The sequence below is a fragment of the Microbacterium sp. No. 7 genome (assembly GCF_001314225.1).
GTDB lineage: Bacteria > Actinomycetota > Actinomycetes > Actinomycetales > Microbacteriaceae > Microbacterium.
On sequence record NZ_CP012697.1, the window covers coordinates 2,018,662 to 2,044,086 of the forward strand.

General features: G+C 71.5%; 24 protein-coding genes and 1 tRNA gene. 20 read left to right on the forward strand and 5 right to left on the reverse strand.

The genetic code is table 11. From position 1 onward, the window contains the following. The first annotated feature begins 52 nt into the window (after nt 1-52). From AOA12_RS09190 to AOA12_RS09205, 4 genes are read left to right on the forward strand one after another with little or no spacing between them, the layout of a single operon-like run. A complete protein-coding gene (locus AOA12_RS09190) occupies nt 53-832 on the forward strand; it encodes a DeoR/GlpR family DNA-binding transcription regulator (protein WP_054682224.1) in 780 nt (259 codons plus the stop codon). Beyond that, complete coding sequence (locus AOA12_RS09195) at nt 829-1,779, forward strand: 1-phosphofructokinase family hexose kinase (RefSeq protein WP_054682245.1); 951 nt, start codon at nt 829-831, stop codon at nt 1,777-1,779. Before AOA12_RS09190 ends, AOA12_RS09195 begins: the two co-directional genes overlap by 4 nt. A gap of 26 nt (nt 1,780-1,805) precedes the next feature. Further along, nucleotides 1,806-3,830: a PTS fructose transporter subunit IIABC gene (locus AOA12_RS09200; RefSeq protein WP_054682246.1), complete on the forward strand. Its 2,025-nt coding sequence runs from the start codon at nt 1,806-1,808 to the stop codon at nt 3,828-3,830. Between the two features lie 39 nt (nt 3,831-3,869). Then, nucleotides 3,870-4,139 (forward strand): HPr family phosphocarrier protein, encoded by a 270-nt coding sequence (locus AOA12_RS09205; RefSeq protein ID WP_054682248.1) that lies wholly within the window; start codon nt 3,870-3,872, stop codon nt 4,137-4,139. Between the two features lie 75 nt (nt 4,140-4,214). Here the strand turns inward: AOA12_RS09205 and AOA12_RS09210 are convergent, their stop codons facing one another. After that, nucleotides 4,215-4,853 carry an MBL fold metallo-hydrolase gene (locus AOA12_RS09210; protein ID WP_054682250.1) on the reverse strand — a complete coding sequence of 213 codons (639 nt, stop codon included), beginning with the start codon at nt 4,851-4,853 and terminating at the stop codon, nt 4,215-4,217. Nucleotides 4,854-4,987: 134 nt separating this feature from the next. On the opposite strand from AOA12_RS09210, the gene AOA12_RS09215 reads away from it, so the two are divergent. Beyond that, nucleotides 4,988-5,063 (forward strand) — tRNA-Glu (locus AOA12_RS09215). A gap of 74 nt (nt 5,064-5,137) precedes the next feature. Here the strand turns inward: AOA12_RS09215 and AOA12_RS09220 are convergent. Together AOA12_RS09220 and AOA12_RS09225 are read right to left on the reverse strand one after the other, a co-directional pair. Continuing rightward, the gene (locus AOA12_RS09220; protein WP_054682252.1) at nt 5,138-6,289 is read right to left on the reverse strand and encodes a DUF4349 domain-containing protein; all 1,152 of its coding nucleotides are present in this window, start codon (nt 6,287-6,289) and stop codon (nt 5,138-5,140) included. Next, nucleotides 6,286-6,849 (reverse strand): RNA polymerase sigma factor, encoded by a 564-nt coding sequence (locus tag AOA12_RS09225; RefSeq protein ID WP_054682254.1) that lies wholly within the window; start codon nt 6,847-6,849, stop codon nt 6,286-6,288. The genes AOA12_RS09220 and AOA12_RS09225 overlap by 4 nt, the downstream gene beginning before the upstream one ends. A gap of 234 nt (nt 6,850-7,083) precedes the next feature. On the opposite strand from AOA12_RS09225, the gene AOA12_RS09230 reads away from it, so the two are divergent. The 7 genes from AOA12_RS09230 to AOA12_RS09260 all read left to right on the forward strand — a co-directional run bounded on the left by AOA12_RS09230 (nt 7,084) and on the right by AOA12_RS09260 (nt 14,618). Then, nucleotides 7,084-8,097 (forward strand): TerC family protein, encoded by a 1,014-nt coding sequence (locus tag AOA12_RS09230; RefSeq protein WP_054682256.1) that lies wholly within the window; start codon nt 7,084-7,086, stop codon nt 8,095-8,097. Between the two features lie 162 nt (nt 8,098-8,259). Beyond that, entirely contained in the window at nt 8,260-9,735 is a 1,476-nt protein-coding gene (gene leuC, locus AOA12_RS09235; protein ID WP_054682258.1) for a 3-isopropylmalate dehydratase large subunit, read from the forward strand. 1 nt (nt 9,736) lies between these two features. Next, entirely contained in the window at nt 9,737-10,333 is a 597-nt protein-coding gene (gene leuD, locus AOA12_RS09240) for a 3-isopropylmalate dehydratase small subunit (protein WP_054682260.1), read from the forward strand. A gap of 66 nt (nt 10,334-10,399) precedes the next feature. After that, entirely contained in the window at nt 10,400-11,764 is a 1,365-nt protein-coding gene (gene murA, locus AOA12_RS09245; protein ID WP_054682261.1) for a UDP-N-acetylglucosamine 1-carboxyvinyltransferase, read from the forward strand. Further along, complete coding sequence (locus AOA12_RS09250) at nt 11,761-12,516, forward strand: lysophospholipid acyltransferase family protein (protein WP_054682263.1); 756 nt, start codon at nt 11,761-11,763, stop codon at nt 12,514-12,516. The genes murA and AOA12_RS09250 overlap by 4 nt, the downstream gene beginning before the upstream one ends. Next, nucleotides 12,506-13,633 (forward strand): NAD(P)H-dependent glycerol-3-phosphate dehydrogenase, encoded by a 1,128-nt coding sequence (locus tag AOA12_RS09255; RefSeq protein ID WP_054682265.1) that lies wholly within the window; start codon nt 12,506-12,508, stop codon nt 13,631-13,633. The genes AOA12_RS09250 and AOA12_RS09255 overlap by 11 nt, the downstream gene beginning before the upstream one ends. Beyond that, complete coding sequence (locus tag AOA12_RS09260; RefSeq protein WP_082406117.1) at nt 13,539-14,618, forward strand: D-alanine--D-alanine ligase family protein; 1,080 nt, start codon at nt 13,539-13,541, stop codon at nt 14,616-14,618. The genes AOA12_RS09255 and AOA12_RS09260 overlap by 95 nt, the downstream gene beginning before the upstream one ends. Before the next feature lie 184 nt (nt 14,619-14,802). Here AOA12_RS09260 and AOA12_RS09265 read toward each other — a convergent pair whose 3' ends face one another. Further along, nucleotides 14,803-15,276, reverse strand: a complete 474-nt coding sequence (locus AOA12_RS09265) for a DUF3515 family protein (RefSeq protein WP_054682271.1) — start codon at nt 15,274-15,276, stop codon at nt 14,803-14,805. A gap of 22 nt (nt 15,277-15,298) precedes the next feature. On the opposite strand from AOA12_RS09265, the gene thiL reads away from it, so the two are divergent. Then, nucleotides 15,299-16,279: a thiamine-phosphate kinase gene (gene thiL / locus AOA12_RS09270; RefSeq protein WP_054682273.1), complete on the forward strand. Its 981-nt coding sequence runs from the start codon at nt 15,299-15,301 to the stop codon at nt 16,277-16,279. Between the two features lie 78 nt (nt 16,280-16,357). Here thiL and rsmD read toward each other — a convergent pair whose 3' ends face one another. Then, nucleotides 16,358-16,924, reverse strand: a complete 567-nt coding sequence (gene rsmD, locus AOA12_RS09275; protein ID WP_082406119.1) for a 16S rRNA (guanine(966)-N(2))-methyltransferase RsmD — start codon at nt 16,922-16,924, stop codon at nt 16,358-16,360. A gap of 92 nt (nt 16,925-17,016) precedes the next feature. On the opposite strand from rsmD, the gene AOA12_RS09280 reads away from it, so the two are divergent. From AOA12_RS09280 to AOA12_RS09310, 7 genes are all read left to right on the forward strand, one after another. Further along, nucleotides 17,017-19,158: an ATP-dependent DNA helicase RecG gene (locus AOA12_RS09280; protein WP_054682275.1), complete on the forward strand. Its 2,142-nt coding sequence runs from the start codon at nt 17,017-17,019 to the stop codon at nt 19,156-19,158. Nucleotides 19,159-19,237: 79 nt separating this feature from the next. Next, nucleotides 19,238-19,735, forward strand: a complete 498-nt coding sequence (gene coaD, locus AOA12_RS09285) for a pantetheine-phosphate adenylyltransferase (protein WP_054682278.1) — start codon at nt 19,238-19,240, stop codon at nt 19,733-19,735. A gap of 1 nt (nt 19,736) precedes the next feature. After that, nucleotides 19,737-20,297: a YceD family protein gene (locus AOA12_RS09290; protein ID WP_231637218.1), complete on the forward strand. Its 561-nt coding sequence runs from the start codon at nt 19,737-19,739 to the stop codon at nt 20,295-20,297. 2 nt (nt 20,298-20,299) lie between these two features. Continuing rightward, nucleotides 20,300-20,509: a 50S ribosomal protein L32 gene (rpmF, locus tag AOA12_RS09295; RefSeq protein WP_050721097.1), complete on the forward strand. Its 210-nt coding sequence runs from the start codon at nt 20,300-20,302 to the stop codon at nt 20,507-20,509. A gap of 4 nt (nt 20,510-20,513) precedes the next feature. Further along, a complete protein-coding gene (gene rnc / locus AOA12_RS09300; RefSeq protein WP_054682280.1) occupies nt 20,514-21,206 on the forward strand; it encodes a ribonuclease III in 693 nt (230 codons plus the stop codon). Then, complete coding sequence (gene mutM, locus AOA12_RS09305) at nt 21,199-22,104, forward strand: bifunctional DNA-formamidopyrimidine glycosylase/DNA-(apurinic or apyrimidinic site) lyase (RefSeq protein ID WP_054682282.1); 906 nt, start codon at nt 21,199-21,201, stop codon at nt 22,102-22,104. Before rnc ends, mutM begins: the two co-directional genes overlap by 8 nt. After that, on the forward strand, nt 22,101-25,313 hold the full coding sequence (locus tag AOA12_RS09310) for a DEAD/DEAH box helicase (protein WP_054682284.1): 3,213 nt from the start codon (nt 22,101-22,103) through the stop codon (nt 25,311-25,313). The genes mutM and AOA12_RS09310 overlap by 4 nt, the downstream gene beginning before the upstream one ends. Nucleotides 25,314-25,425 lie beyond the last annotated feature (112 nt).

A 25,425-nucleotide genomic window follows, 5' to 3' on the forward strand; every position in this document is an offset into this window, starting at 1 on the left:
TGTTTTGTGTGGGTTTGGGTCGTATTCTGTGGGCGAGCCACAGGAGGCCAACGTGTATGCGCCGGAGCGACAGCAGATCGTCGAGCAGTTGATCGACGCTCACGGTCGCGTCTCGGTCATCGATCTCGCGCGGCGTTTCGGCGTGACCACCGAGACCGTGCGACGCGACCTCCACCAGCTCGAGGACCGCGGCGTGCTGCGCCGCGTGCACGGCGGCGCCGTCGCCCCGAACCGCGTGAGCACGGCCGAGTTCTCCCTCGCCGAGCGCGAGCAGCGCGGCAGCGAGGCCAAGCACGCCATCGCACAGCGCGCCCTCGATCTCGTGCCCGAGGGCTTCACGGGCTCGATCTACCTCGACGCGGGCACGACGACGGGCGTCTTCGCCCACGCGCTCGGTGCGCGCGTCGCGCAGCGGTCCATCGAGGTCGTCACGCACTCCATGACCATCGCGCACGCGCTCGCGGGCGTGACCGGCCTCGGGCTCACCGCGATCGGCGGACGCGTGCGCGGGCTCACCGCCGCCGCCGTGGGCGCCCACACCGTCGCGACGATCGAGCGGATGCGGCCCGACATCGCCTTCGTCGGCACGAACGGCATCTGCGAGCGCTTCGGGCTCAGCACGCCCGACCCCGACGAGGCCGCCGTGAAGCAGGCGATCGTCGCCGCGGCGCAGCGCGTCGTCGTGCTGAGCGACTCGAGCAAGTTCGGGCAGCAGCTGCTCGTGTCGTTCGCGCCGCTCGCCGACATCGACGTGCTCGTCACCGATCGTGCCCCCGACGCCGCCCTGTCGCAGGCGCTCATCGAATCCGAAGCGGAGGTCTGGACCCCATGATCGTCACTCTCACCGCGCATCCGTCGCTCGATCGCACCGTGACGCTCGCCGCGCCGCTGCGCGTCGGCGAGGTGCAGGGCGCCCGCTCCCTCCGCGAGGACGCGGGCGGCAAGGGCATCAACGTCGCCGGCGTGCTCGCGGGCGCCGGGCGCGCGGTCGTCTCCGTGCTCCCGCTCGACGACGCCGACCCGTTCGCCACCGTGCTGCGCACGACGGGACTCGCCGTGCGCCCCGTGCGCGTGCGCGGCAACGTGCGCGCGAACCTCGCGATCGTCGACTCCGACGGCGTGACGACCAAGCTCAACCTGCCCGGCGTCGCGCTCGGCGCCGTCGAGCTCGACCGGCTCGTCGACGAGACCGTCGCCGCCGTCGAGGACGCCGACTGGCTCGTGATCGCCGGCTCGCTGCCGCCCGGGGCGCCCTCCGACTTCTACGTCACCGTCATCGAGGCCGTGCGCGAGCAGTGGGGCGACGCGGCTCCGCTCATCGCGGTGGACACGTCGGGTCCCGCCCTGCACGCCGTCGTCGACCGCGCGCGCCCCGACCTCATCAAGCCCAACGACGAGGAGCTCGCGGAGCTCGCCGGCGTCGCGCTCGACCCGCAGAGCGACCTGGCGGATGCCGTCCACCGCGTCGCCCGCGAGCTCGTGCCCGACCGCGTGGCGGCGGCCTTCGTGACGCTCGGCGGCGCGGGCGCGGTGCTCGTCACCGCCGACGGCGCCTGGTTCGGCACGCCGCCGCCCATCCGCGTGCGCAGCACGGTGGGCGCGGGCGACAGCTCGCTCGCCGGCTTCGTCCTCGCACGGTCCGAGGGCGCCACGCCCGAGGAGTGCGTGCGCAGCGGCATCCGCTACGGCTCCGCCGCCGCATCCCTCGAGGGCACCCAGGCCCCGACGGCTTCCGATCTTCCCTCCGGCGACATTCCGGTGCGCGCCCTCTCCCTCTGAAACCCCCACGACCACAGGAGGTCACCGTGGCAGACATCATCACTCCGCAGCTCGTCAGTCTCGACGAACCGCTCGGCGGCGACAAACGGGCCGTGATCGAGGCCCTGGCCGCGCGCGTCGCGGGCGAGGGCCGTGCGACCGACGCGGCCGCCCTCGCCGCCGACGCCTGGGCGCGCGAGGAGAAGGACGAGACGGGCCTGCCGGGCGGCATCGCGATCCCGCACGCCAAGAGCCCCGCCGTCACGACCCCGTCGCTCTCGTTCGCCCGTCTCAAGCCGGGCGTCGACTTCGGTGCGTTCGACGGACCGGCCGACCTCGTCTTCCTCATCGCGGCGCCCGACACGGCGGCCGAGGAGCACCTTGCGGTGCTGTCGAAGCTCGCCCGCGCCTTCATGCGCGAGGAGTTCACGACCGGGCTGCGCGAGGCCGCGACGCCCGAGGACGTCGTGCACCTCGTGCGCGTCGCCGTCGGCGAGATCGAGGAGGCCGCGCCGGCCGAGGAGGCCGCAGCGGCCCCCGTCGCCGCGGTTCCCGCCGACGCGGGCGTGCAGGTCGACGGCCGGCCCGCCCGCATCGTCGCGGTCACCGCCTGTGCCACGGGCATCGCACACACCTTCATGGCCGCCGACGCGCTCACCGCCGAGGGCAAGAAGCAGGGCATCGAGCTGACGGTCGAGCCGCAGGGCTCCAGCGGATACAAGGCCATCGACTCGGCGGTGATCGATGCCGCGGATGCCGTCATCTTCGCCGTCGACGTCGACGTGCGCACCCCCGAGCGCTTCGCGGGCAAGCCCGTCGTGCGCGCGGGCGTGAAGGCCGGCATCGAGCGCCCCGCCGAGCTGATCGGCAAGGCGATCGCCGCGGCGAAGGACCCCAACGCCGAGCGCGTCAGCGGCTCGGCGACGGCGTCGAGCTCCGCTCCCACCGAGGCGGAGTCGGTCGGCGCGCGCATCAAGCGCTGGCTGCTCACGGGCGTGAGCTACATGATCCCGTTCGTCGCGGGCGGCGGCCTGCTCATGGCGCTGGGCTTCCTGCTCGGCGGCTTCGACGTCACCGACGAGGCCGCGAACGTCATCATCCAGAACTCGCTGTGGGATCTTCCGGCGGGCGGCATCGGCCAGTACCTCGGCTCTGTCGCCTTCATGATCGGTTCGACGTCGATGGGCTTCCTCGTGCCCGTGCTCGCAGGATACGTGGCGTTCGCGATCGCCGACCGTCCCGGCATCGCGCCGGGCTTCGTCGCGGGCGCGGTCGCCAACCTGATGAGCGCCGGCTTCATCGGCGGCATCATCGGCGGTCTGCTCGCGGGCTTCATCGCCTGGTGGCTCGGCACGTTCGACGTGCCGCGCTGGCTGCGCGGCCTGATGCCGGTCGTGATCATCCCGCTGATCGGCTCGATCGTGGCATCCGGGCTCATGGTGCTGTTCCTCGGGCGTCCCATCGCGTCGCTCATGGTCGCGATGACCGACGGGCTGAACAACCTCGCCGCGACGGGCGCGATCGTCGGCGTCGGCGCGCTGCTGGGCCTCATGATGTGCTTCGACCTCGGCGGCCCCGTCAACAAGGTCGCCTACTCGTTCGCCGCCGTGGGGCTCGGCGCCGCCACCGCGGGGAACAACACGCCGTACCTCATCATGGCCGCCGTCATGGCCTCGGGCATGGTGCCGCCGCTCGCGATGGCGCTCGCCTCGACCGTGCTGGGCCGCAAGCTCTTCACGCCCGTCGAGCGCGAGAACGGCAAGGCGGCGTGGCTGCTCGGCGCATCGTTCATCTCGGAGGGCGCGATCCCGTTCGCCGCGGCCGACCCGCTGCGCGTGATCCCGGCGTCCATGATCGGCGGCGCGCTGACCGGGGCGCTCAGCATGGCGTTCGCGGTCGAGTCGCGGGCGCCGCACGGCGGCATCTTCGTGTTCTTCGCGATCAGCCCGGTATGGGGCTTCCTCGTCGCGCTGGCTGCCGGTACGGTCGTCTCGGCGCTGGCTATCATCGCCCTCAAGGCGTGGGTGCGCAAGAAGCCCGTCGAGGCGGCAGCCGTCGCCGTTCCGGCCTGAGTCCGACCACACATCGACCACACACAAAGGAGAAACACCATGGCAGAACGTACGGCCACCGTCGCGAGCAGCTCGGGTCTGCACGCTCGTCCCGCGAAGCTGTTCGTGCAGGCGGTGCAGGAGACGGGCGTGCCCGTCACGATCGCCGTCGAGGGCGGCCCCGACCTCAACGCCGGCAGCATCCTGAGCCTCATGGGCCTCGGCGCCACGCAGGGCACGGTCGTCACCCTCAAGGCGGAGGGCGACGGCGCCGACGCCGCGCTCGAGAAGCTCGTCGCGTTCCTGGAGACCGACCACGACGCGGAGTGACCGCACGGTGATCCAGCACCGGGACAAGGCGGATGCCGCGGGGGAGACCCCGCGGCATCCGCCTTTCCGTCGTCGTCAGACCTCGGTGCTGTCGCCCGCCGAGAGCGCGAGGAACTCGCCGCCGTGCTGCTCGGTCGCCCAGCGCAGGCGATCGCGGTGCATGCCGAGGCCGATGCTCGACAGGCCCATGTCGTGCGTGCCGAACGCGCGGCGCGGCCGGGTCGCGAGCACGAAGTCCATCGCCTCGCCGATCTTCAGCCACGGAGCGCCGATCGGGGCCGCCAGCAGCTGCACGTCGACGCCCTCGGGCACCGCGTACGAGTCGCCGGGATAGTAGAAGACGTCGTCGACGAGCACGCCGACGTTGTCGATGACGGGGATCGACTCGTGGATGACGTTGTGCCGCCCGCCGAAGAAGCGCAGGGCGAACGGCCCCGCCTGGGCGGTGTCGCCCGCGTGCACGACCGTGACGTCATGACCGGCGGCCGCGGCGGCGAGGCCCGCGGGGCCGAAGATCGGCGCCTCAGGGGCGTCGCGACGCAGGCGGTCGAGGTGCTCGGGCGTCCAGTGGTCGGGGTGCTGGTGGGTCAGCACGATGCCCGCGAGCGCCTGCACGCCGTGCAGCGGCGGGGTGAAGTCGCCGGGGTCGATGACGAGGGTGCTGCCGCCCTGCTCGAGGCGCAGGCAGGCGTGTTCATGCTTCGTGACGCGCATGCGACCAGTCAACCGCGCGACGCACGCCGGTGGCAAGCGGCGCCCGAGCGGCGCGATGCCCGTCCGATTTTGCGGAGCGTGAAGAGCTGTGGCATGATGTAACGGTTGCCCCGCAGGGCGGAGCAACACGGTGAGGCCCCATCGTATAGCGGCCTAGTACGCCGCCCTCTCACGGCGGTAACGCGGGTTCGAATCCCGCTGGGGTCACCAACGGAACAAGCCCCCGCTCTCCAGAGCGGGGGCTTGTTCATTGTCGGCCGGGTGGTCGGGCCACCCCCCGCGGGCTACTCGGCCAGCGGTGGTGCGGCGGTGTCCTTCGTGTCCGTGCGGCGGGCGCGGCGGACGCGGCGGACGGCGATCACGATGAACAGCACGACGGCGGCGGCGACGAGCCAGGGGAGCAGGAAGCCGAGGCCGATGACGATCCCGTTCACCGTGGCGACGAAGCCGTTCCAGCCGGCCGCGAGGCCGTCGCCGAAGCCGGCCGGGTCGGCCTTCACGGGGGGAGCGGGCGTGCTCAGCGAGATCGACAGGGTCGACAGCTGCACCTGACCCTCCAGGTACGTGAGCTGCTGCCGGTAGGAGTCCAGCTCGGCCTGCCGCTGCGACAGCGCGCTCTCGGCGGCGAGCAGGTCGGCCGTCGAGCCCGCCTCGCCCATGAGCGTCGTGAGCCGCTCCACGGAGGCCTCCAGCGAGGCGACGCGCGCGCGCAGGTCGATCGCCTGCGTCGTGACGTCGTTGCGGTCGATCTGCGACGCGGTGACCCGGCCGATCTCCCGAAGCTGGGTGTTGACCTCGGTGAGGACATCGGACGGCACGCGCACCGTGATCCACGCGTGCGACGAGGCGGGCGCCGAGTACACGTCGGGCGCGTAGGCGCCCGAGTCGTAGACGGGCGAGCCGCCGTCGCCCACGCTCATGTTCTCGACGAAGCCTCCGCGGCTCGTCACGGCCGATTGGATCGCCTCCAGCGCCGTGTCGATGTCATCGACCTCGACCGATGCGCTCGCGGTCACGATGACCTCGCGCGGCGCGTCGGCCTCGACCAGCTCCGAGGCCTTGACGCCGTCGATGCTCTGCGGCAGCTCCGGGTCGACCGCCAGCGAGTCGCTCGTGCTGCTCTCCCTCAGCCCGCTCCCGCCCATGAAGGACGAGCCGTCGGCCGGCATCGGCGCCGACTCCGCGGCGCTGCTGTCGGCCGACATCCCGCCCGAGATCCCGCCCGACACGAGCTGCGGGCCGATGAACGCGGCCACGGCGACGATGCCCGCCGCGGCGAGCCCGCCCGCCCACGCGCGGCCACGACGGCGCGTGCGGCGGGTCTCTGCGGATCGGCGTGCGGCGTCGTCACGGGCGATCCGGTCGAAGAGCGCGTCTTCGATCTCATCGATGCGCGCCTCGCTCAGCGGCGGCAGCGCGATGGTCCTGTCGTTCATGTCATCTCCGAGTCGATCGTGGTCCGCAGCCGGGTGCGGATGCGGGAGAGACGATTGCGAACGGTGCCGTGCGACACCCCGAGCTGCTCGGCCGCCGCGTGATAGGCGTAGCCCTCGGCCGCGCAGAGGCGGAAGATCTCCTGGTCCAGCGTGCTGAGCGCGCCGACCTCGGCGAGCACGGCGTCGACGAGCAGGCCGTCGACGACCTGCCGTTCGACGTCGACGGTCGCGGGAAGCGTCTCCTCCACGGCGCCGGCGGTGTGCTCGCGATCGCGGATCTGCCGTCGCACCCTGTTGGCGCTCTGGAAGCGGCAGATCGTCACGAGCCACGGCAGGAGCGACTCGCCGGCGAGCTCCAGCCCGGGCAGCTTGCGCCACGCGGCGAGGAACGTCTCCTGCACGACCTCCTCGGCATCCGCGGGATTGCCCAGGAGCCCGTGCGCGATCCAGTACACCGGCCGCACGTACGCGCGATACAGCCGCCGGAACGCGTGCTCGCTGCCGCCCGCGGCGGCCGCGACGAGCTCCGCGTCAGTGGGAGGGGATGCCGTCTCGCTCATGCCGTCCTCATCGTTGCCGTCCTCATCGTCTCTCGACTGCTCAGTGTCATCAAAGAGAGAAACGTCTCACGGGTCATCCCGCACACCGCATCCCCTGTATTCTTCTCAGAGCGAGAGGGAGTATCCCGTCCTCGCGCACCCGTCATCACGAGCTCCATCGTTGCGCTCCGGGTGCGCGCCGCGCGAGCGGGGGAGAGACTTTCGGGAATTCTCCCTACCCTCCGAAAGGCCTGCATGGACCTCCCCGTCTGGTTCGAGATCGGCTCGATGGTCGTTCTCGTCGCCATCCTCATCATCGACCTCCTGCTCATCATCAAGCGCCCGCACATCCCGTCGGCCCGGGAGTCGACCCTGTGGGTCGTGTTCTACGTCGTGCTCGCGCTCATCTTCGCAGGGCTGCTGTGGATGTTCGCGGGCGGCGAGTTCGCCGGCCAGTTCGTCGCCGGCTGGCTCACCGAGTACAGCCTGTCGATCGACAATCTCTTCGTGTTCGTGCTGATCATGGGGCAGTTCGCGGTGCCCAGGCAGTACCAGCAGAAGGTGCTGATGGTGGGCATCATCATCGCGCTCGTGCTGCGCGGCATCTTCATCCTGCTGGGCGCCGCGATCATCGAGAACTTCCTGCCGATCTTCTACCTCTTCGGCGCCTTCCTGATCTACACCGCCTGGAAGCAGGCGTTCCCCGGCGAGGAGCACGAGGAGCAGAAGGAGGGCTTCCTGGTGCGGATGATCCGCCGCCGGGTCGCGATCAGCGACGACTACGACGGCGCCAAGGTGCGCACCGTCGTGAACGGCAAGAAGATCTTCACGCCGATGGTCATCGTGTTCGTCGCGATCGGCATGACCGACCTGCTGTTCGCCCTCGACTCGATCCCGGCGATCTTCGGCATCACCCAGAACGCGTTCATCGTGTTCACCGCGAACATCTTCGCGCTCATGGGCCTCCGCCAGCTGTACTTCCTGCTCGGCGGGCTCCTCGACCGGCTGCGCTACCTGCACTACGGCATCGCCTTCATCCTCGCGTTCATCGGCGTGAAGCTCATCTTCCACGCGATGCACGAGAACGAGGTGCCCTTCATCAACGGCGGGCAGCACATCACGTGGGTGCCCGACATCTCCACCTGGACGTCGCTGCTCGTGATCGTGGTCTCGATGACCGTCGCGACCGTCGCGAGCCTCATCGCATCGGCGCGCGAGGCGCGCCGCGGTCCCGAGGCGAAGATCGCCCCGCGCTCCGACGACGCCTGAGCCGCGGGGGCGGTTTGGGGGCGCCCAGCGGGCGCGGTGTTAGAATCGTGGGATGCGGATCGCGCGCCTCCTCCTTAGCCGCCGCGACGGGACCTCGTTCTGAGCCCCCTCTCGTCGCGGAGTCTGGCGCGGGCACATCCGACCCACAGGAGCACGAGAGACATGACAACGCAGATCCCCGATCGCCCCCGCAACCTGGCCGAGAAGGTCTGGGACGATCACCTGGTCGTGAAGGGCGAGGACGGCCAGCCCGACCTCATCTACATCGACCTGCACCTGGTGCACGAGGTCACCAGCCCCCAGGCCTTCGACGGTCTGCGCGCGGAGGGACGGCCGCTGCGGCGGCTCGACCTGACGATCGCCACGGAAGACCACAACACCCCGACGCTCGACATCGACAAGCCGATCGCCGACCTCACGAGCCGCACGCAGATCGAGACGCTGCGCCGCAACGCCGAGGAGTTCGGCGTGCGCCTGCACTCGCTCGGCGACGCCGAGCAGGGCATCGTGCACGTCGTGGGCCCCCAGCTGGGCCTGACGATGCCCGGCATCACGGTCGTGTGCGGCGACTCGCACACGAGCACGCACGGCGCGTTCGGCGCGATGGCGTTCGGCATCGGCACGAGCGAGGTCGAGCACGTCATGGCGACCCAGACGCTGCCGCTCAAGCCCTTCAAGACCATGGCCATCACCGTCGAGGGCGAGCTGAAGCCGGGCGTGAGCGCGAAGGACATCATCCTCGCGGTCATCGCCAAGATCGGCACCAACGGCGGCCAGGGCTACGTGCTGGAGTTCCGCGGCAGCGCGATCCGCTCCCTCTCGATGGAGGGCCGGATGACGATGTGCAACATGTCGATCGAGGCGGGCGCCCGCGCCGGCATGGTCGCACCCGACGAGACGACCTTCGCCTACGTCAAGGGCCGGCCGCACGCGCCGACCGGCCAGGACTGGGAGGACGCCGTCGCCTACTGGCGCACGCTGCCCAGCGACGAGGGCGCGGTCTACGACGCCGAGATCTTCCTCGACGCGAACGAGCTGGAGCCGTTCGTCACGTGGGGCACCAACCCCGGCCAGGGGGTGTCGCTGTCGGCGACGGTGCCCGACCCCGCGTCGTTCGACGACCCGAACGAGCGCGTCGCCGCCGAGCGCGCGCTCGAGTACATGGACCTCGCCCCCGGCACGCCGATGAAGGACATCCCGGTGGATGCGGTCTTCATGGGCTCGTGCACGAACAGCCGCATCGAGGACCTGCGCCAGTTCGCCTCGATCGTCAAGGGCCGCACCAAGGCCGAGGGCGTGCGGGTCATGGTCGTGCCCGGCTCGGCGCGCGTGCGCCTGGAGGCGGAGGCCGAGGGCCTCGACAAGGTCTTCACCGACTTCGGCGCCGAATGGCGCTTCGCCGGATGCTCGATGTGCCTCGGCATGAACCCCGACCAGCTGGCGCCGGGCGAGCGCTGCGCCTCGACGAGCAACCGCAACTTCGAGGGCCGCCAGGGTAAGGGCGGGCGCACGCACCTGGTGTCGCCGCTCGTCGCCGCCGCGACCGCCGTGCTGGGCCGCTTGGCGAGTCCCGCCGATCTCGACGCGGCAGCCGACGCCGCGTACTCGATCAGCGGCATCAACGGGGCGGAGGCCTGACATGGACAAGTTCTCGACGCACACCGGCGTCGCGGCGCCCCTGCGCCGCTCGGCGGTCGACACCGACCAGATCATCCCGGCCGTCTACCTCAAGCGGGTGACGAAGACCGGGTTCGACGACGCGCTGTTCGCGAACTGGCGGCAGGACCCCGAGTTCGTGCTCAACCAGCCCGTGTACGCGAACGCGTCCGTGCTCGTCGCGGGCCCCGACTTCGGCACCGGGTCGAGTCGCGAGCACGCCGTGTGGGCGCTGCGCGACTACGGCTTCAAGGCCGTGCTCAGCCCCAAGTTCGCCGACATCTTCCGCGGCAACTCCGGCAAGCAGGGCCTGCTCACGGGAGTGATCGGCGAGGCCGACCTGGAGCGGCTGTGGGCCGCGATCGAGGCGCAGCCCGGCGTGCAGATCACGATCGACCTCGTGGAGCGCACCGCGGTCCTGGGCGACCTCGTCGTGCCGTTCGACATCGACGACTACACGCGCTGGCGGCTGCTCGAAGGCCTCGACGACATCGGGCTCACGCTGCGCAACGAGGACCGCATCGCCGAGTTCGAGGCGCGCCGCGAGGCATGGCGTCCTCGTACGCTGCCCATCCGATAGTGTGCGACGCGCCCCTCGGGGCGCTTCGGCCGCAGCATCCGTCAACCAGCAAGCGAGATCCTCCGAATGAACACACTTCCCAGCGTCGAGACGGCACCGAACAACGGTGACGTCCACGGCGGGACCACGCTCGTCATCCGCGGCGGACGACCCCTCGCGGGGCGCGTCGAGGTGAAGGGCGCGAAGAACCTCGCGACCAAGGCGATGGTCGCATCGCTGCTGGGCGGGAGCGCGAGCGTGCTGCGCGACGTGCCCGACATCAGCGACGTGCGCGTCGTGCGCAGCCTGCTCGAGGCGCACGGCGTGCACGTCGACGACGTCGAGGAGGGCGTGCTGCGGCTCGACCCGAGCGACGCCGTCTCGGCCGAGATGGACGAGATCGACGCGCACGCCGGCTCGTCGCGCATCCCGATCCTGTTCTGCGGGCCGCTCCTGCACCTGCTCGGCCATGCGTTCATCCCCGACCTCGGCGGATGCCGCATCGGCGACCGTCCCATCGACTTCCACCTCGACGCGCTCCGCGCCTTCGGCGCCGTCGTCGAGAAGCTGCCGAGCGGCATCCGCCTGTCGGCGCCCCAGGGGCTGCACGGCGCGAACATCTCGCTGCCGTATCCGAGCGTCGGGGCCACCGAGCAGGTGCTGCTCACCGCCGTGCGCGCGAAGGGGACGACGGAGCTGCGCGGAGCGGCGATCGAGCCCGAGATCATGGATCTCATCGGCGTGCTGCAGAAGATGGGCGCGATCATCTCCTACGAGCCGAACCGCGTCATCTTCATCGAGGGCGTCGACGAGCTCGCCGGATACGACCACCGCTGCATCTTCGACCGCAACGAGGCCGCCTCGTGGGCGTGCGCGGCGCTCGCGACCGACGGCGACATCTTCGTCGGCGGTGCGAAGCAGCAGGAGATGCTGACCTTCCTCAACGTCTTCCGCAAGGTCGGCGGCACGTTCGACATCGCGGAGGACGGCATCCGCTTCCGCCGCGGCGCCGAGCTGAAGCCGGTCATGGTCGAGACCGACGTGCACCCCGGTTTCATGACCGACTGGCAGCAGCCGCTCATCGTCGCCCTCACGCAGGCGGCCGGCACGTCGATCGTGCACGAGACCGTGTACGAGAACCGGCTCGGCTTCACCGAGGCGCTCAACCAGATGGGCGCCGACATCGTCATCCACCCCCAGGGGCTCGACAGCCCCGACCGGCGCGTCGCGCGGCGTGCGCTCGAGCAGGCCGCGGTCATCAACGGCCCGACCCCGCTGCACGGGGCGGACGTCGTCGTTCCCGACCTGCGTGGCGGGTACAGCTACGTGATCGCCGCCCTCGCCGCGAAGGGCGAGTCACACGTGAGCAACGTCGGCATCATCCGCCGCGGCTACGAGAAGCTGTTCGAGAAGCTCGCCGCGCTCGGCGCCGACTTCGACGTCGTGGAGTGACCGCCGTGGTGACGCGGCGAGGAGGCCCCGAGAAGTCGCGGCCCAGCGCGTTCTGGCCGCTGGCCGTGATCGTCATCCCGCTGACGGGCCTGCTCGCGAAGATCGAGATCGAGGGCGGCGAGCACCTGCCCGCCGAGGGCCCCTACGTGCTCGCCCCCAACCACTACAGCGAGCTGGACCCCATCATCATCGCCGTCGCGACGTGGCGGCTCGGCCGCGCGCCGCGGTTCATGGCCAAGGAGAGCCTGTTCCGCGTGCCGGTGCTGGGCTGGGTGCTGCGGGCGACCGGCATGGTCCCGGTCGCGCGGGCGTCGTCGGCGTCGTCGGCGAAGCAGACGATCGCGCAGGCCGAGGAGCTCGTGCGCCTCGGGCGCGGCGTCATCGTCTACCCCGAGGGCTCGCTCACGCGCGATCCCGACCTGTGGCCCATGCGCGGCAAGACCGGCGCCGTGCGCCTGGCGCTCGCGGGATCGATCCCGGTCATCCCCGTGGCGACGTGGGGCGTGCAGCAGATCCTGCCGCGCTACGGCAAGCTGCGCCTGTGGCCGCTGCGCCGCCGCGTGCGCGTGCTGCTCGGCCCGCCCACCGACCTCTCGGCGTTCGCCGGCACCGCGCAGTCGGCGGCCGCGACCGACGCCGTGATGGCCGACATCTCCGGCCTGCTTGGACGCCTGCGCGACGCGGAGCCGCCGGCCCAGCGATGGAACCCATCGGACCACGGGCAGAAGGAGACGGGACGCCTTGAGTCCTAGGGGAAGCGACGGAGCCAAGGTCGCGGTGATCGGCGCCGGCAGCTGGGGCACGACGTTCGGCAAGGTGCTCGCCGACGGCGGCGCCCGCGTCGTCATGTGGGCGCGCCGTCCCGAGCTGGCGCACGAGATCCGCGAGGCGCACCGCAACACGCAGTATCTGCCGGGCATCAACCTGCCCAAGCGCATGACCGCGACGCCGCACCTGTCCGAGGCGCTCGACGGCGCGACGCAGATCTACATCGCGGTGTCGAGCCAGGCGCTGCGGCAGAACCTCAAGGGCGTCCGCCCGCTCGTCGCGAAGAGCGAGGTGCCGATCATCTCCCTGATGAAGGGCGTCGAGCGGCGCACGGGGCTGCGGATGAGCCAGGTGCTCGAGCAGGAGCTGCACTGCGACCCCGACCGCATCGCGGTCGCATCGGGGCCGAACCTCGCCCTGGAGATCGCGCGCGAGCAGCCGACCGCCGCGGTCATCGCCTCGACGAGCCCGCAGACGGCCGAGGCCGTCGCGCTGCGGGCCCGCAACGCGTACTTCCGGTCGTTCGTCAACAACGACGTCATCGGCACCGAGTTCGGCGGCGTGCTGAAGAATCTCATCGCCGTCGCGATCGGCATCGTCGACGGCGTCGGCTATGGCGAGAACACCAAGGCGTCCATCATCACCCGCGGTCTCGTCGAGATGACCGACTTCGCCGTCGCGCAGGGCGCCCAGCCCGAGACGCTGCAGGGCCTCGCGGGGCTCGGCGACCTCATCGCGACGTGCCAGTCGCCGCTGAGCCGCAACAACACGGCGGGCCGCCTGCTGGGGCAGGGGCTGAGCCTCCCCGACGTGATCAAGCAGATGGACCAGACCGCCGAGGGGCTGGCATCCGTCGCGCCCGTGCTGCAGCTCGCCCGCGAGGCGGGCGTGCAGATGCCCATCGTCGAGCAGGTCAAGATGGTGCTCGACGGCGCAATGAACCCTCGTGACATCGCACCTCACCTGACGACCGACGACGACAAGCCGAAGGGCGAGAGGACTCAGAATGACCAGACCGGCGGTGGTGCTGCTCTTTGGCGGACGCTCCAGCGAGCACTCGATCAGCTCCGCAACAGCGGGGGGAGTGCTGCGGGCCATTGACCGCGATCGCTTCCGCGTGATCCCCGTCGGCATCACGCGGGACGGCGCCTTCGTGCTGGAGGACGACGATCCGGCGAAGTTCTCCCTCGATCCGCAGCGCCTGCCCGAGGTCGTCGACAACGGCACGCGCGTGCTGTGGCCGGAGAGCGCGACGACCCGTGAGCTGCGCGTGCGCCGGGCCGACGGCTCGATCGAGTCGCTGGGCGACGTCGACGTGGTGTTCCCGATCCTGCACGGCCGGTTCGGCGAGGACGGCACGATCCAGGGCTTCCTGGAGCTCCTCGACATCCCCTACGCCGGTGCGGGGCTGCTGATGTCGGCGATCGCGATGGACAAGCACACGACCAAGAACGTGCTGAAGGCGGCCGACGTGCCCGTCGTGCCGTGGGTGACCGTCACGCGTGCCGATCTCGGCGCCGATCCCGAGCTGTGGCAGCGACGTCTGCGCTCGCTCGACCTGCCGGTGTTCGTGAAGCCGGCGCGCGCCGGGTCGAGCGTGGGCGTCTCGAAGGTCGCCGACTGGAACGATCTCGACGCGGCGCTCGACATCGCCTTCGCCGAGGATGCCACGGTGCTCGTCGAGCAGGGCGTCACGGCCCGCGAGCTGGAGTGCGGCGTGCTGCCCGCGCGCGACGGCGGGCGCCCGCGCGTGAGCCTCGCCGGCGAGATCGTCGTGACGGGACGCGAGTTCTACGACTTCGAGGCGAAGTACCTGGGCGTGCCCGGCGTGGAGCTGGTCTGCCCCGTGCCGCTGCGCGACGGCGAGCTCACCGAGATGCAGCGCATCGCCGCCCGCGCCTTCGAGGCCGTGGGCGGGCAGGGGCTCGCCCGCGTCGACTTCTTCTACACGGGCACGGAGTTCTACGTCAACGAGATCAACACGATGCCCGGCTTCACGCCGATCTCGATGTTCCCGAAGTGCTGGATCGCGTCGGGCATGACGTACGAAGAGCTCGTGACGGAGCTCATCGAGGCCGCCCTCTGAGCCCTCCCCACGAACGACGATCCCCCCACCCCCCTCGCGAGGGTGCCAGCTATCTCGGCGAGGGTGCCAGTTGTCTCGGCGAGGGTGCTCTCGCCGCACGGCTGGAAGCACCCTCGCGACAATAACTGGCACCCTCGTGGGCAGGGGGGTGCTCGCCCGGGGGGAGGGAGAGAGAGGAGAGCTCTCAGGTGGAGGGGCGCTCGCTGCATGAGCGGTCGGTGCGGGGGAGCAGCAGCACGGCCGATGCGAGCGCGTCCAGCGCGGTGCGGCCGGGAACGAGCTCGCCGTCGAGATACACCTCGACGGCGGGCGAGGTGCCGTACGTCGTGAACCGGTAGTTCGGCGCCTCCGAGTCGTCGACGATCCAGTCCGTGCCGCCGACGGTCTCGCACGGCAGCGCCGAGGGGCCCGGCTCGGGGACGCCGCAGCGCAGCAGCACCGTCGTCGCGGGCGCGCCCCACGCCCCGGTCGCCTGGGCGTCGGTCCACCGGCGCTCCTGTCCCGCGACGGTGTCGGGCAGGCGCACCGTGACGGCGGCGCAGTCGGGGTCGTTCGCGTCGGCGGCGGGCGTCATCGCGACGGTTCCCGCACAGCCCGTGAGCCCTCCGGCCAGCACGAGCGCGCACAGCGAGACGACGGCGAGGCGGGGTCGGGGCACGGTTCAAGGCTACCGTGGACGTGTGGGCACAGAACGCGAGCAGACCGTCGGCAGCCTGAGCGAGGGGGCGATCCTGCGTCGCATCCTCGCGGTGCTCGGGCCGTCGGACGCCGAGGTCGGGCCGGGCGACGACGCCGCGGTGCTCGCGGCCCCGGGCGGGCGGATCGTCGTCACGACCGACACCCTCGTGCACGGTCCCGACTTCCGGCTCGCGTGGTCGAGCGGCGTCGACCTCGGGTTCAAGTCGGCGGCCGTCAACCTCGCCGACGTCGCCGCGATGGGAGCGCGTCCCATCGCGCTCGTGGTCGCGCTCGCCCTGCCCCCCGAGACCACGATCGGCTTCGTCGAAGACCTCGCCCGCGGACTCCGCGACGCGTGCCGGCTGCTGGCGCCGGGGTGCGCCGTCGAGGGGGGCGATCTCACGGTGTCCGACACGCTCACGATCGCGGTCACGGCCCTCGGCGTGCTCGACGGCGTCGAGCCCGTGCTGCGGTCGGGCGCCCGGCCCGGCGACGTGGTCGCCGTCGCGGGCGAGCTCGGCGCGGCGAGCCGCGGCCTGCGCGTGCTGTTCGACCTCTTCCGGGATGCCGCGGGCGAGCCCGTGCCGGTGCGACGCGACGAGCTGTCGCCGGCGCAGCGGCGCGACCTCGACGTGCAGCTGCGGCCGCATCCGCCGGTCGCGCTCGGCCCGATCGCCGCGGCGGCGGGAGCGACGGCGCTCATGGACGTCTCCGACGGCCTGCTGCTCGACGCGACGCGTCTGGCCGAGGCGTCGGGCGTCACGGTCGACCTCCCGCCCGGCCTCGACGACGACGCCCTGCACGGCGGCGAGGACCACGCGCTCCTGGCCTGCTTCCCCTCCGACGTCGCCCTGCCCGACGGCTTCCGCCCCCTCGGGAGCGTGCACCCCCTGACGGATGCCGCCGTCACGATCGGCGGCCTCCCGGCCACGGGGCGCACCGGCTGGGACCCCTATCGCGACTGGGACGCCCACCGCGGCTGAACGCCTCGTCGCCGCCTTCCACCGGCATCCCCGCCTCACGATCGGGGCGTGGGGGGTGCCGGGCGGAGGATGTCGCGGTCAGGGGGCGGTGGCGGGCGCGAGCCACCAGAGCGTCGTGTCGCCGTAGCGCTTCGAGCGCTCGACGACGAGACCGTCGGGCAGCGCGGGCTCCGGCGAGCGCGTGGCGCGCTCCACGACGACGAGGGCGTCGGGGGACAGCCGCGGCACGAGCAGCTCGAGCGTGCCGCGCAGCTCGTCGCCCGCGAGGTCGTACGGCGGGTCCGCGAACACCAGCGACCACGTGCCGGCGACGGCGCGCAGGAAGGCCTCGGCGCTCTGACGGTGCACGCGCACCCGTGCGTCGGGCACCGCCCGGCTCACGGCGCGCACGTTGCGCTCGGCCACCGCGGCCGCGCGCGGCGCCTTCTCGACGAGATCGGCGGCCGCGGCGCCGCGGCTGACGGCCTCGAGCCCGAGGGCGCCCGACCCCGCGTAGAGGTCGAGCACCGCGGCATCCGCGATCGCGTCGGCGGACTCGAGGGCGGCGAACAGCGACTCGCGCACGCGGTCGCTCGTCGGACGCGTGCCGGCGTCGGGCACCGCCAGCGGCAGCGATCCGGCCAGGCCCGCGATGATCCTCGTCACCGCTTCACGATATCGCCCGCCTCGCTCGTCGACGCCCGCCGTGCACGTCGCCGCGCGGCGGGCATGTCGGCGACCGTGCCTAGACTGCTGGCATGCCGCCGCTCTCGCTCTCCAGCCCGCTCGAGAGCGCGCTCGGGCCGAAGACGGCGAAGACGTTCGCGCGCGCCTTCGGCATGGAGACGGTCGGCGACCTGCTCGACCACTATCCGCGCCGGCACGCGCAGCGGGGCGAGCTCACCCCCATCGCATCGCTGCCCGTGGGGGAGCAGGTGACGATCGTCGCCGAGATCATCTCGGTCACGTCGCGTCGCATGCGCCAGCGCAAGGGCAGCCTGCTCGAGGTCGTCATCGGCGACGGCTTCGGAACCGTGAGCCTCACGTTCTTCAACCAGGAGTGGCGCAAGAACGAGCTGATCGCGGGACGGCGGGGGATCTTCTCCGGCAAGGTCGGCGAGTTCAAGTATCAGAAGCAGTTCGCGCACCCCGAGTACGAGCTGTTCGACGATCCGGTCGCCGCGAGCGAGAGCACCGAGCGGTGGGTCAACCGTCCGATCCCGATCTATCCCGCCACGAGCACGCTCACGAGCTGGACGATCGCGAAGAGCATCGCGACGGTGCTCGACGACCTCGGCGACGTGCCCGATCCGCTGCCCGACGCTCTGCGCGCCGAGCACGGCCTGCTCGATGCGCGCACCGCCCTCGTGCGGCTGCATCGTCCCGACACGCTCGATCAGATCGAGCCGGCGCGGCGGACGCTGCGCATGCACGAGGCCTTCGTGCTGCAGGCCGCGCTGCTGCAGCACCGTCAGCTGCTGCGGGCGATGCCCGCCGTCGTGCGCCGTCCGGGCGCGCTGCTGGAGAGGTTCGACGCCGATCTGGCGTTCACGCTCACCCCCGACCAGGCGGCGGTGGGGCACATCGTCGCCGATGAGCTGCAGGGCGAGAGGCCGATGAACCGCCTCGTGCAGGGCGAGGTCGGCTCGGGCAAGACGCTGGTGGCGCTCCGGGCGATGCTCCAGGTCGCCGAGTCCGGCGGCCAGTCCGCGCTCATCGCCCCGACCGAGGTGCTCGCGGCCCAGCACGTGCGCTCGATCGCCCGCATGCTCGGCCCGCAGCTGTCGCCCGAGCTCATGCCGACGCTGCTGACGGGACAGCTGCCGGCCGCGGAGCGGCGAAAGGCGGCCCTGCGCGTCGCCTCGGGGCAGGCCCGCATCGTCGTCGGCACGCACGCGCTGCTGAGCGCGTCGACCACGTTCGCCGACCTCGGGCTCGTCGTCGTCGACGAGCAGCATCGCTTCGGCGTGGAGCAGCGCGACAGCCTGCGCGCAAAGGGCATCGCCCCGCACGTCCTCGTGCTCACGGCGACGCCGATCCCCCGCACGGTCGCGATGACCGTGTTCGGCGACCTGGACGTCTGCACGATCCGCACCATGCCCGAGGGACGCGCGGGCATCTCCACGTTCGTCGCCCCGCTCGCGGAGAAGCCCGCGTGGTGGGCGCGCGTGTGGGACCGCATCGCGGAGGAGGTGGCGCAGCGCCGTCAGGCGTTCGTCGTGTGCCCCTCGATCGACGCCGACGCGTCGACGTCCGACGAGGCCGATGAGCCGTCGGAGTCGGCGACGCGCTGGGGCGTCGTGCAGGTGCACGACATGCTGTCCCGGCATCCCTCGTACCGCGACGTCCGGTTCGAGATCCTGCACGGCAAGATGCCCAGCGACGAGAAGGACGCCGTCATGCAGGCCTTCTCGCGCGGCGACATCGACGTGCTCATCGCGACGACCGTCGTCGAGGTCGGCGTCGACGTGCCGAACGCCTCGACGATGGTGATCCTCGAGGCGGAGCGGTTCGGCGTGTCGCAGCTGCACCAGCTGCGCGGCCGGGTCGGGCGCGGCGGCCTGCCGGGCCTGTGCCTGCTCGTGACCGAGGCGGCCGCGGGCACGCCCGGGCGCGAGCGCGTCGAGGCGGTCGCGTCCACGACCGACGGGTTCGAGCTCGCCGAGATCGATCTGCAGCTGCGCGGCGAGGGCGACGTGCTGGGCGACGCGCAGTCGGGCGTGCGCTCCTCGCTGCGCCTGCTGCGGGTCGTCGCCGACGCCGATCTCATCGCGTACGCGCGCATCGAGGCCGACCGCGTGCTGCAGGACGACCCGGCGCTGCTGCGTCATCCCGGCCTCGCCGCGGCGATCGAGCGCCGCCTGGGTCAGCGCGAGCGCGCCGCGCTGACGAGGAGCTGACGAGAGCGCGGGCGGTTCGCGTCCGCGCGCGTCCAGGCTGGAGGCGGAGTCACAGCGAGGCAACGATAGGCTGGAGACCATGAACAACCGGATCGCAGTTGTCCCGGGATCGTTCGATCCGCCGACACTCGGCCATCTCGACGTCATCCGCCGCGCGGCCTCGCTGTACGACGAGCTGCACGTCCTGATCGTGCACAACCCCGGCAAGGAGGCGATGCTGCCGATCGCGCAGCGACTGAGCCTCCTGGAGCAGTCGATCACCGAGCAGGGGATCGAGGGCAACGTCGTCGTCGCCTCGTGGAGCGTCGGGCTGCTGGTCGACTATGCGCGCGACGTCAACGCCGGCGTGCTGGTGAAGGGCATCCGCTCGCAGGTCGACGTCGCCTACGAGACCCCGATGGCGATCGTGAACCGGCATCTCGCGGAGATCGAGACCGTGTTCCTCCTGCCCGACCCGTCGCACGCGCTGGTCTCCAGCTCGCTGGTGCGCCAGGTCGCGGCGCTCGGCGGCGACGTGTCGCCGTTCGTGCCGGGCCCGGTCGCCCGCTTCCTCGACACGGGCGCGCGAGGGTTCTGACATGGCCCGTTCACGCTTGAACGGCCCGTTCGTCTTCTCGGCGCACGACATCGTGCGCCGTCCCGGCGAGATGCGCGAGCTGGAGCGGACGGTGCCCGCTCCCGAGCGCTGGGGCGAGGGTCTCGTCTCCGTCGACAAGGAGACGCCCGTCGACCTGCGGGTGCGGCTGGAGTCGGTGCACGAGGGGATCCTGGTGACGGCGGAGGTCGACACGGAGTACGCGGGAGTGTGCGGACGATGCCTCACCGACATCGTCCGGCCAGTCGAAGTCGAGTTTCAGGAGCTGTTCGGGTATCCTGGGGATGAAGCGACTGACCTGCAGGTTCAAGACGACCACGTGGATCTTGAAACTCTGGTCAGGGATGCGATCGTCCTGTCGCTTCCCTTCCAGCCGGTCTGTCAGCCGGATTGCCCCGGCCTCGACCCGGTGACGGGCGAGAAGCTGACGGAGCCTCCCGCGCCGGATGCCACGATCGACCCGCGCTGGGCCGCGCTGCAGGCCTACACCCCAGACCACGAAGGCGACGCGTCAGTGCGCGCCGCCGAAGAAGAGAAGAGCTAGTCATGGCAGGTAACCCCCCGAAGCGGAAGGTCTCCCGTTCGAACACCCGCTCGCGTCGCGCGCAGTGGAAGGCCGAGGCGCCCGCGCTGGTGAAGACGGTCGAGAACGGCAAGGTCGTCTACAGCCGCCCGCACCAGGCGAAGGTCGTCACCGACTCGCAGGGCACGGAGCTGTTCCTGGAGTACAAGGGCCGCAAGGTCGCCGACGTCTGACGTCGTGACCGGCGCTCCTGCACAGCACGCTGCGCTCACTCAGAAGCTCGGGGTCGATATCGATCCCGAGCTTCTGGTGCTTGCGCTGACGCACCGTTCGTTCGCCTACGAGAACGGCGGCATCGCCCACAACGAGCGACTCGAGTTCCTCGGCGACACGATCCTCGGCCAGGCCGTGACCGTGCACCTCTACACGAGCCATCCCGAGCTCGACGAGGGGGCCCTCGCGAAACGGCGAGCGAGCGTCGTGTCGACCGTCGCCCTCGCCGAGGTGGCCCGCGGCATCGGGCTGGGGGAGTACATCCGGCTCGGCCGCGGGGAGGACCGCACCGGCGGGCGCGACAAGGACTCGATCCTCGCCGACGCGACCGAGGCGATCCTCGGCGCGGTCTACCTCTCGGCCGGCCCCGAGGCCGCCAGCGCGCTCGTGCTGCGGCTGGTCGAACCGCTGCTCGCCGATCCCGACCGCTACGGCGCGGCGATCGATCCGAAGACGAGCCTGCAGGAGCTCGCGGCACGTCTCGGCATGGAGGCGCCCGTCTACACGGTCGACTCGACCGGTCCCGACCACGACCGTACCTTCACCGCGACGGTGTCGGTCGGCGACGCGTCGTGCACGGGCACCGGCACGAGCAAGAAGCAGGCCGAGATGGCCGGTGCGCTCGCGCTGTGGCACGAGCTCTCGGCGCGTGCCTGAGCTGCCCGAGGTCGAAGTCGTCCGGGCCGGCCTCGAGCCCGCGATCACGGGCGCCCTCATCGAGGGCGTGAGCGTTCTCGACGAGCGGGCGCTCACCCGGCACCGCGGGGATGCCGCCGTCTTCACGTCCGCGCTCATGGGGCGACGTCTGACGGCGGCGGTGCGACGGGGCAAGTTCCTGTGGATGCCGCTCGACGGCGGGCGCGAGGCCGTCGTCGGCCATCTCGGCATGAGCGGCCAGCTCCTGCTGCGCGAGTCGGGTGCGCCGGCCGAGCGGCACGAGCGCGTGCGCATCGACATCCTGCATCCCGCGCACGGATCGCTCGCCGTCGTCTTCGCCGATCAGCGCACGTTCGGCTCGCTCGCGATCGACGAGCTGCGACCGTGTGCCGACGGGCTCGCGGGCGGCCGGGGGAGCGAGCTGCGCCTCGTGCCCTCGCAGGTCGCGCACATCGCGCGCGATCCGCTCGACCCGGGGTTCTCCGACGAGCGGTTCCGCGCGCTGCTCGCCCGCAAGGCGAGCGGCGTCAAGCGCGTGCTCCTCGACCAGACCGTGGCGAGCGGCATCGGCAACATCTATGCCGACGAGGCGCTGTGGGCGGCCCGCATCCACCCCGAGACGCCCGCGTCGGCGCTGGCGACGCGGAGCGTGAACCGGCTCCTCGCCGAGGTGCGCGCCGTGCTCGCGAAGGCACTGGCCGAGGGCGGCACGAGCTTCGACGCCCAGTACGTCAACGTGAACGGGCAGGCGGGATACTTCAGCAGGAGCCTCCAGGTCTACGGGCGTTCCGGGGAGCCCTGTCGTCGCTGCGGGGCGGCGATCAGGCGGGTCGCGTTCATGAATCGCTCCTCGCACTTCTGCCCACGTTGTCAGCGGGGGAGGAGCATTGAACCATGAGGCCCGATCAGACGGAAACGGAAGACGAGCGGCAGCGCATCCTGCGATTCTGGTGGATGCTCGAGCTCTTCAGCCCGCAGCGGGTTCCGAAGCCCACCCCGCGAGCAGTCCGATCCGGGGACCGGCAGGTGGTCGAATGGAGGCCCGGCGATCCGCTGCCGTGGGACGCGCTTCGGCCGCCGGAGCCCGTCGGCAAGACGAGACGGGTCTGGCAGCACACCGTCTATCTCGGCGTCTACGACCTCGAAGCGACCTACGAGAGCCTGCACGAGGCCTTCGGCGAGGACAGGGACGCGTACGATGAGCGCCCCGCCGGGCGAAGCGCGTGCGCCGGGCTTCTGGTCGACGGCGGCGGGCGGCTGGCGGCCGACTCCGCGGTTCTGTCCTCTGCGCTGTGGGGCGTGGGACGGATCGAGACGCTCGGCGCGCGCGGCGGCGCGTGGGCGGACGGGTTCCCGGCGGCCCAGCAGCGCCTGCTCGAAGCGGTCGACGAGCACGAGGGGCGTCGTCGCGAGGCAGCGGGGATAGACACGCCTCTCGCGCAGGACGGGGAATCGCTCGTGACGCTGATGCGCACGGCGCAGACCGTCGCGGGCGTCGCCGGCCGTCCTCGCCTCGCGACGGAGACGATCGTCGTCCAGTCCGTGGCGGTCTCGCTGCAGCGTGCGGATGAGACCGGCGACGCCGATTTCCTGAACAGCTTCTTCCTGGACGATCTCGCCGCCGTCCGGGAGGAGGTCGTCGGCGGTCGTCGCATGGGCGACGCCTTCGCGAGCTACCTGACGACCGACGGCGCCCTCGATCGTGCCGAGCGCGTGGATGTGATCCGAACCCGGGATGCGGCGGACCGCGGTGTGGCGGTGGAGCGTCTCCCGAAGGGACGCTGGCCCTCCGACCCGGCGCACGGTCTCTCGCTGCGGCAGCAGTTCGCGGTGAACCACGCCCTCGCCGACGTGGCGCCCGCTCGCGGGCTGATGGGGGTGAACGGTCCGCCGGGCACGGGGAAGACCACCATGCTGCGCGACGTCCTCGCCGGCAACGTCGTCGAACGCGCTCGGCGGCTGGCGTCGCTCGCCCGTTCTGAGGACGCGTTCACGTCGACGACCCACCTGTGGACCTCGGGGGACGGGCATCGCCGGGCCGTGCGCCAGCTGCGGCCCGAACTGACGGGTTACGAGATGGTGGTCGTGTCGGCGAACAACGCCGCCGTCGAGAACGTGACGGCGGAGATCCCCGCGCAGGGCGCGATCCACTCCCGGTGGCACGACGAGGCCGACTACTTCGCCGACATCGCCACCGAGGTGCTCGCCGACGTCGACGCGCAGAACGGCCACGCGCCGGAGGCCCGAGCCTGGGGACTGGTCGCCGCTCGCCTCGGCAACAAGCGCAATCGCAGCTCCTTCCGGTCGGCGTTCTGGTTCGACAAGAAGGATCCGCGCACGGGAGAGCCGGTGCCGGACAGCCCGCCGCGCATGCAGACCCGTCTCGTTCAGTGGCGTGACGGGACCGTTCCGCACAAGAGCTGGAAAGACGCGCGTGACGACTTCGCGCGGGCCGAGCAGCGGGTCGACGCGCTGCTGGCGAGGCGACGAGAGGCCCAGGAGCGCTGGGGCCGGCTCCCGCAGGCGATCGAGACCGAGCGGAGCCGGCTCGAGCACACGGCACGGGTCCGATCTCAGCTCCACGGCGTCGAGGAGGAGGTGGCCGCCGAGCGGAGCGTCGTCGAACGGGCGCACGGCGAGACCGCTCTCGCCGCGACGGTCCGCGATCGCCATGTCGGCGCCAGGCCAGGCGCGTGGGAGACGATCTTCACGTTCGGACGCGCCGTTCGCGAATGGCGTGCGGCGCTGCATCCCCTCGAGGAACGCCTGCACGCCGTGGAGACCGCCCTGCACGATGCGGAGACACGCCTCCGCCTGCAGGAGGAGCGCGCCGCCGAGCTCCGGCGCGAGCTCGCCGAAGCCGAGGAGGGAGCAGCGCGCGCGTCGGCGTCCCTGGCCGACCTCCGGCAGCGGATCGAGACCGACAGGATGGACGTCGGGCCGTCGTACCCGGACGAGGCGTGGACCGGCGAGGCGCGCGAGCTGCGCGCCCCCTGGCTCGACGCAGAGCTCGACGCCGCACGGTCGGATCTGTTCCTCGCCGCGATGCGGCTCCACCAGGATTTCCTCGCGAACACCGCCGCCACGGTGATCGACGGGCTCCGGGCCGCGCTGGAGATCGTCGCGGGCGGCGGCCCGCGCCACCTCGAGCCCGAGAAGCGGCTCGCAGCGTGGCAGCTGTTCTTTCTCGTCGTCCAGCTGGTCTCGACGACGTTCGCGTCGTTCGGGCGCATGTTCGGCGACATCGGCGCCGAGAGCATCGGATGGGTCCTCGTCGACGAGGCCGGTCAGGCCTCGCCGCAGCACGCCGTCGGCGCGATCTGGCGCGCGCAGCGCGTGGTCGCCGTCGGCGACCCGCTCCAGTTGCAGCCCGTCGTGACGATCCCGCACAAGGCCCAGCGCGACATCGCCATCGCCTACGGGGTCACGGAGACGTGGCTGCCTCCCCAGGCGTCGGTGCAGACGCTCGCCGACCGGGTGTCGCGCCACGGCACGACCCTTCAGCAGGGCGATCAGCGCGTGTGGGTGAGCGCGCCGCTGACGGTGCACCGCCGCTGCGACGACCCGATGTTCACCCTCTGCAACGAGATCGCCTACAACGGCATCATGGTGAACGGCGTCACGCGTCGCCCGGACGATCCGGACGAGCCGGATCCCTTCGACAGCGCCACCGGCCCGCTCATCGCCCGAAGCCATTGGGTGGACGAGCCGGCGCCGACCCGCGGGAGCCACCTTCAGGAGAACCAGATCGTCCGCCTGGAGAAGGCTCTCGCCTACCTCTCGGAACACGGCATCCCTCCGGAGGAGGTGATCGCGATCTCGCCGTTCCGAGCCGTCGCCGACCGGCTCGAGACGCTCTCGCGAAGCCATCCCGGACTCACGGCGGGCACGATCCACACGGCGCAGGGCAAGGAGGCGTCGGTGGTCTTCCTCGTCCTCGGCGGCGATCCCGCCTCTCCCGGTGCGAAGGCATGGGCGGCATCCACCGTCAACCTCGTCAACGTCGCGGCCAGTCGCGCGAGACGCCGGCTGTACGTCATCGGCGACCGTGCCGCCTGGGCGAGGCACAACTACTTCCAGCAGCTCGCGGCATCCCTCGCGCCGTAGTCCTGCACGACTGTGCAGCGGCACGTTCCGCACCACCGGATCGGGGCGGCTCGGCTAGGGTGAACCCGACACGGGAGAACCCGGGCCTTCGATCGAACGAGGGAGATCGGTG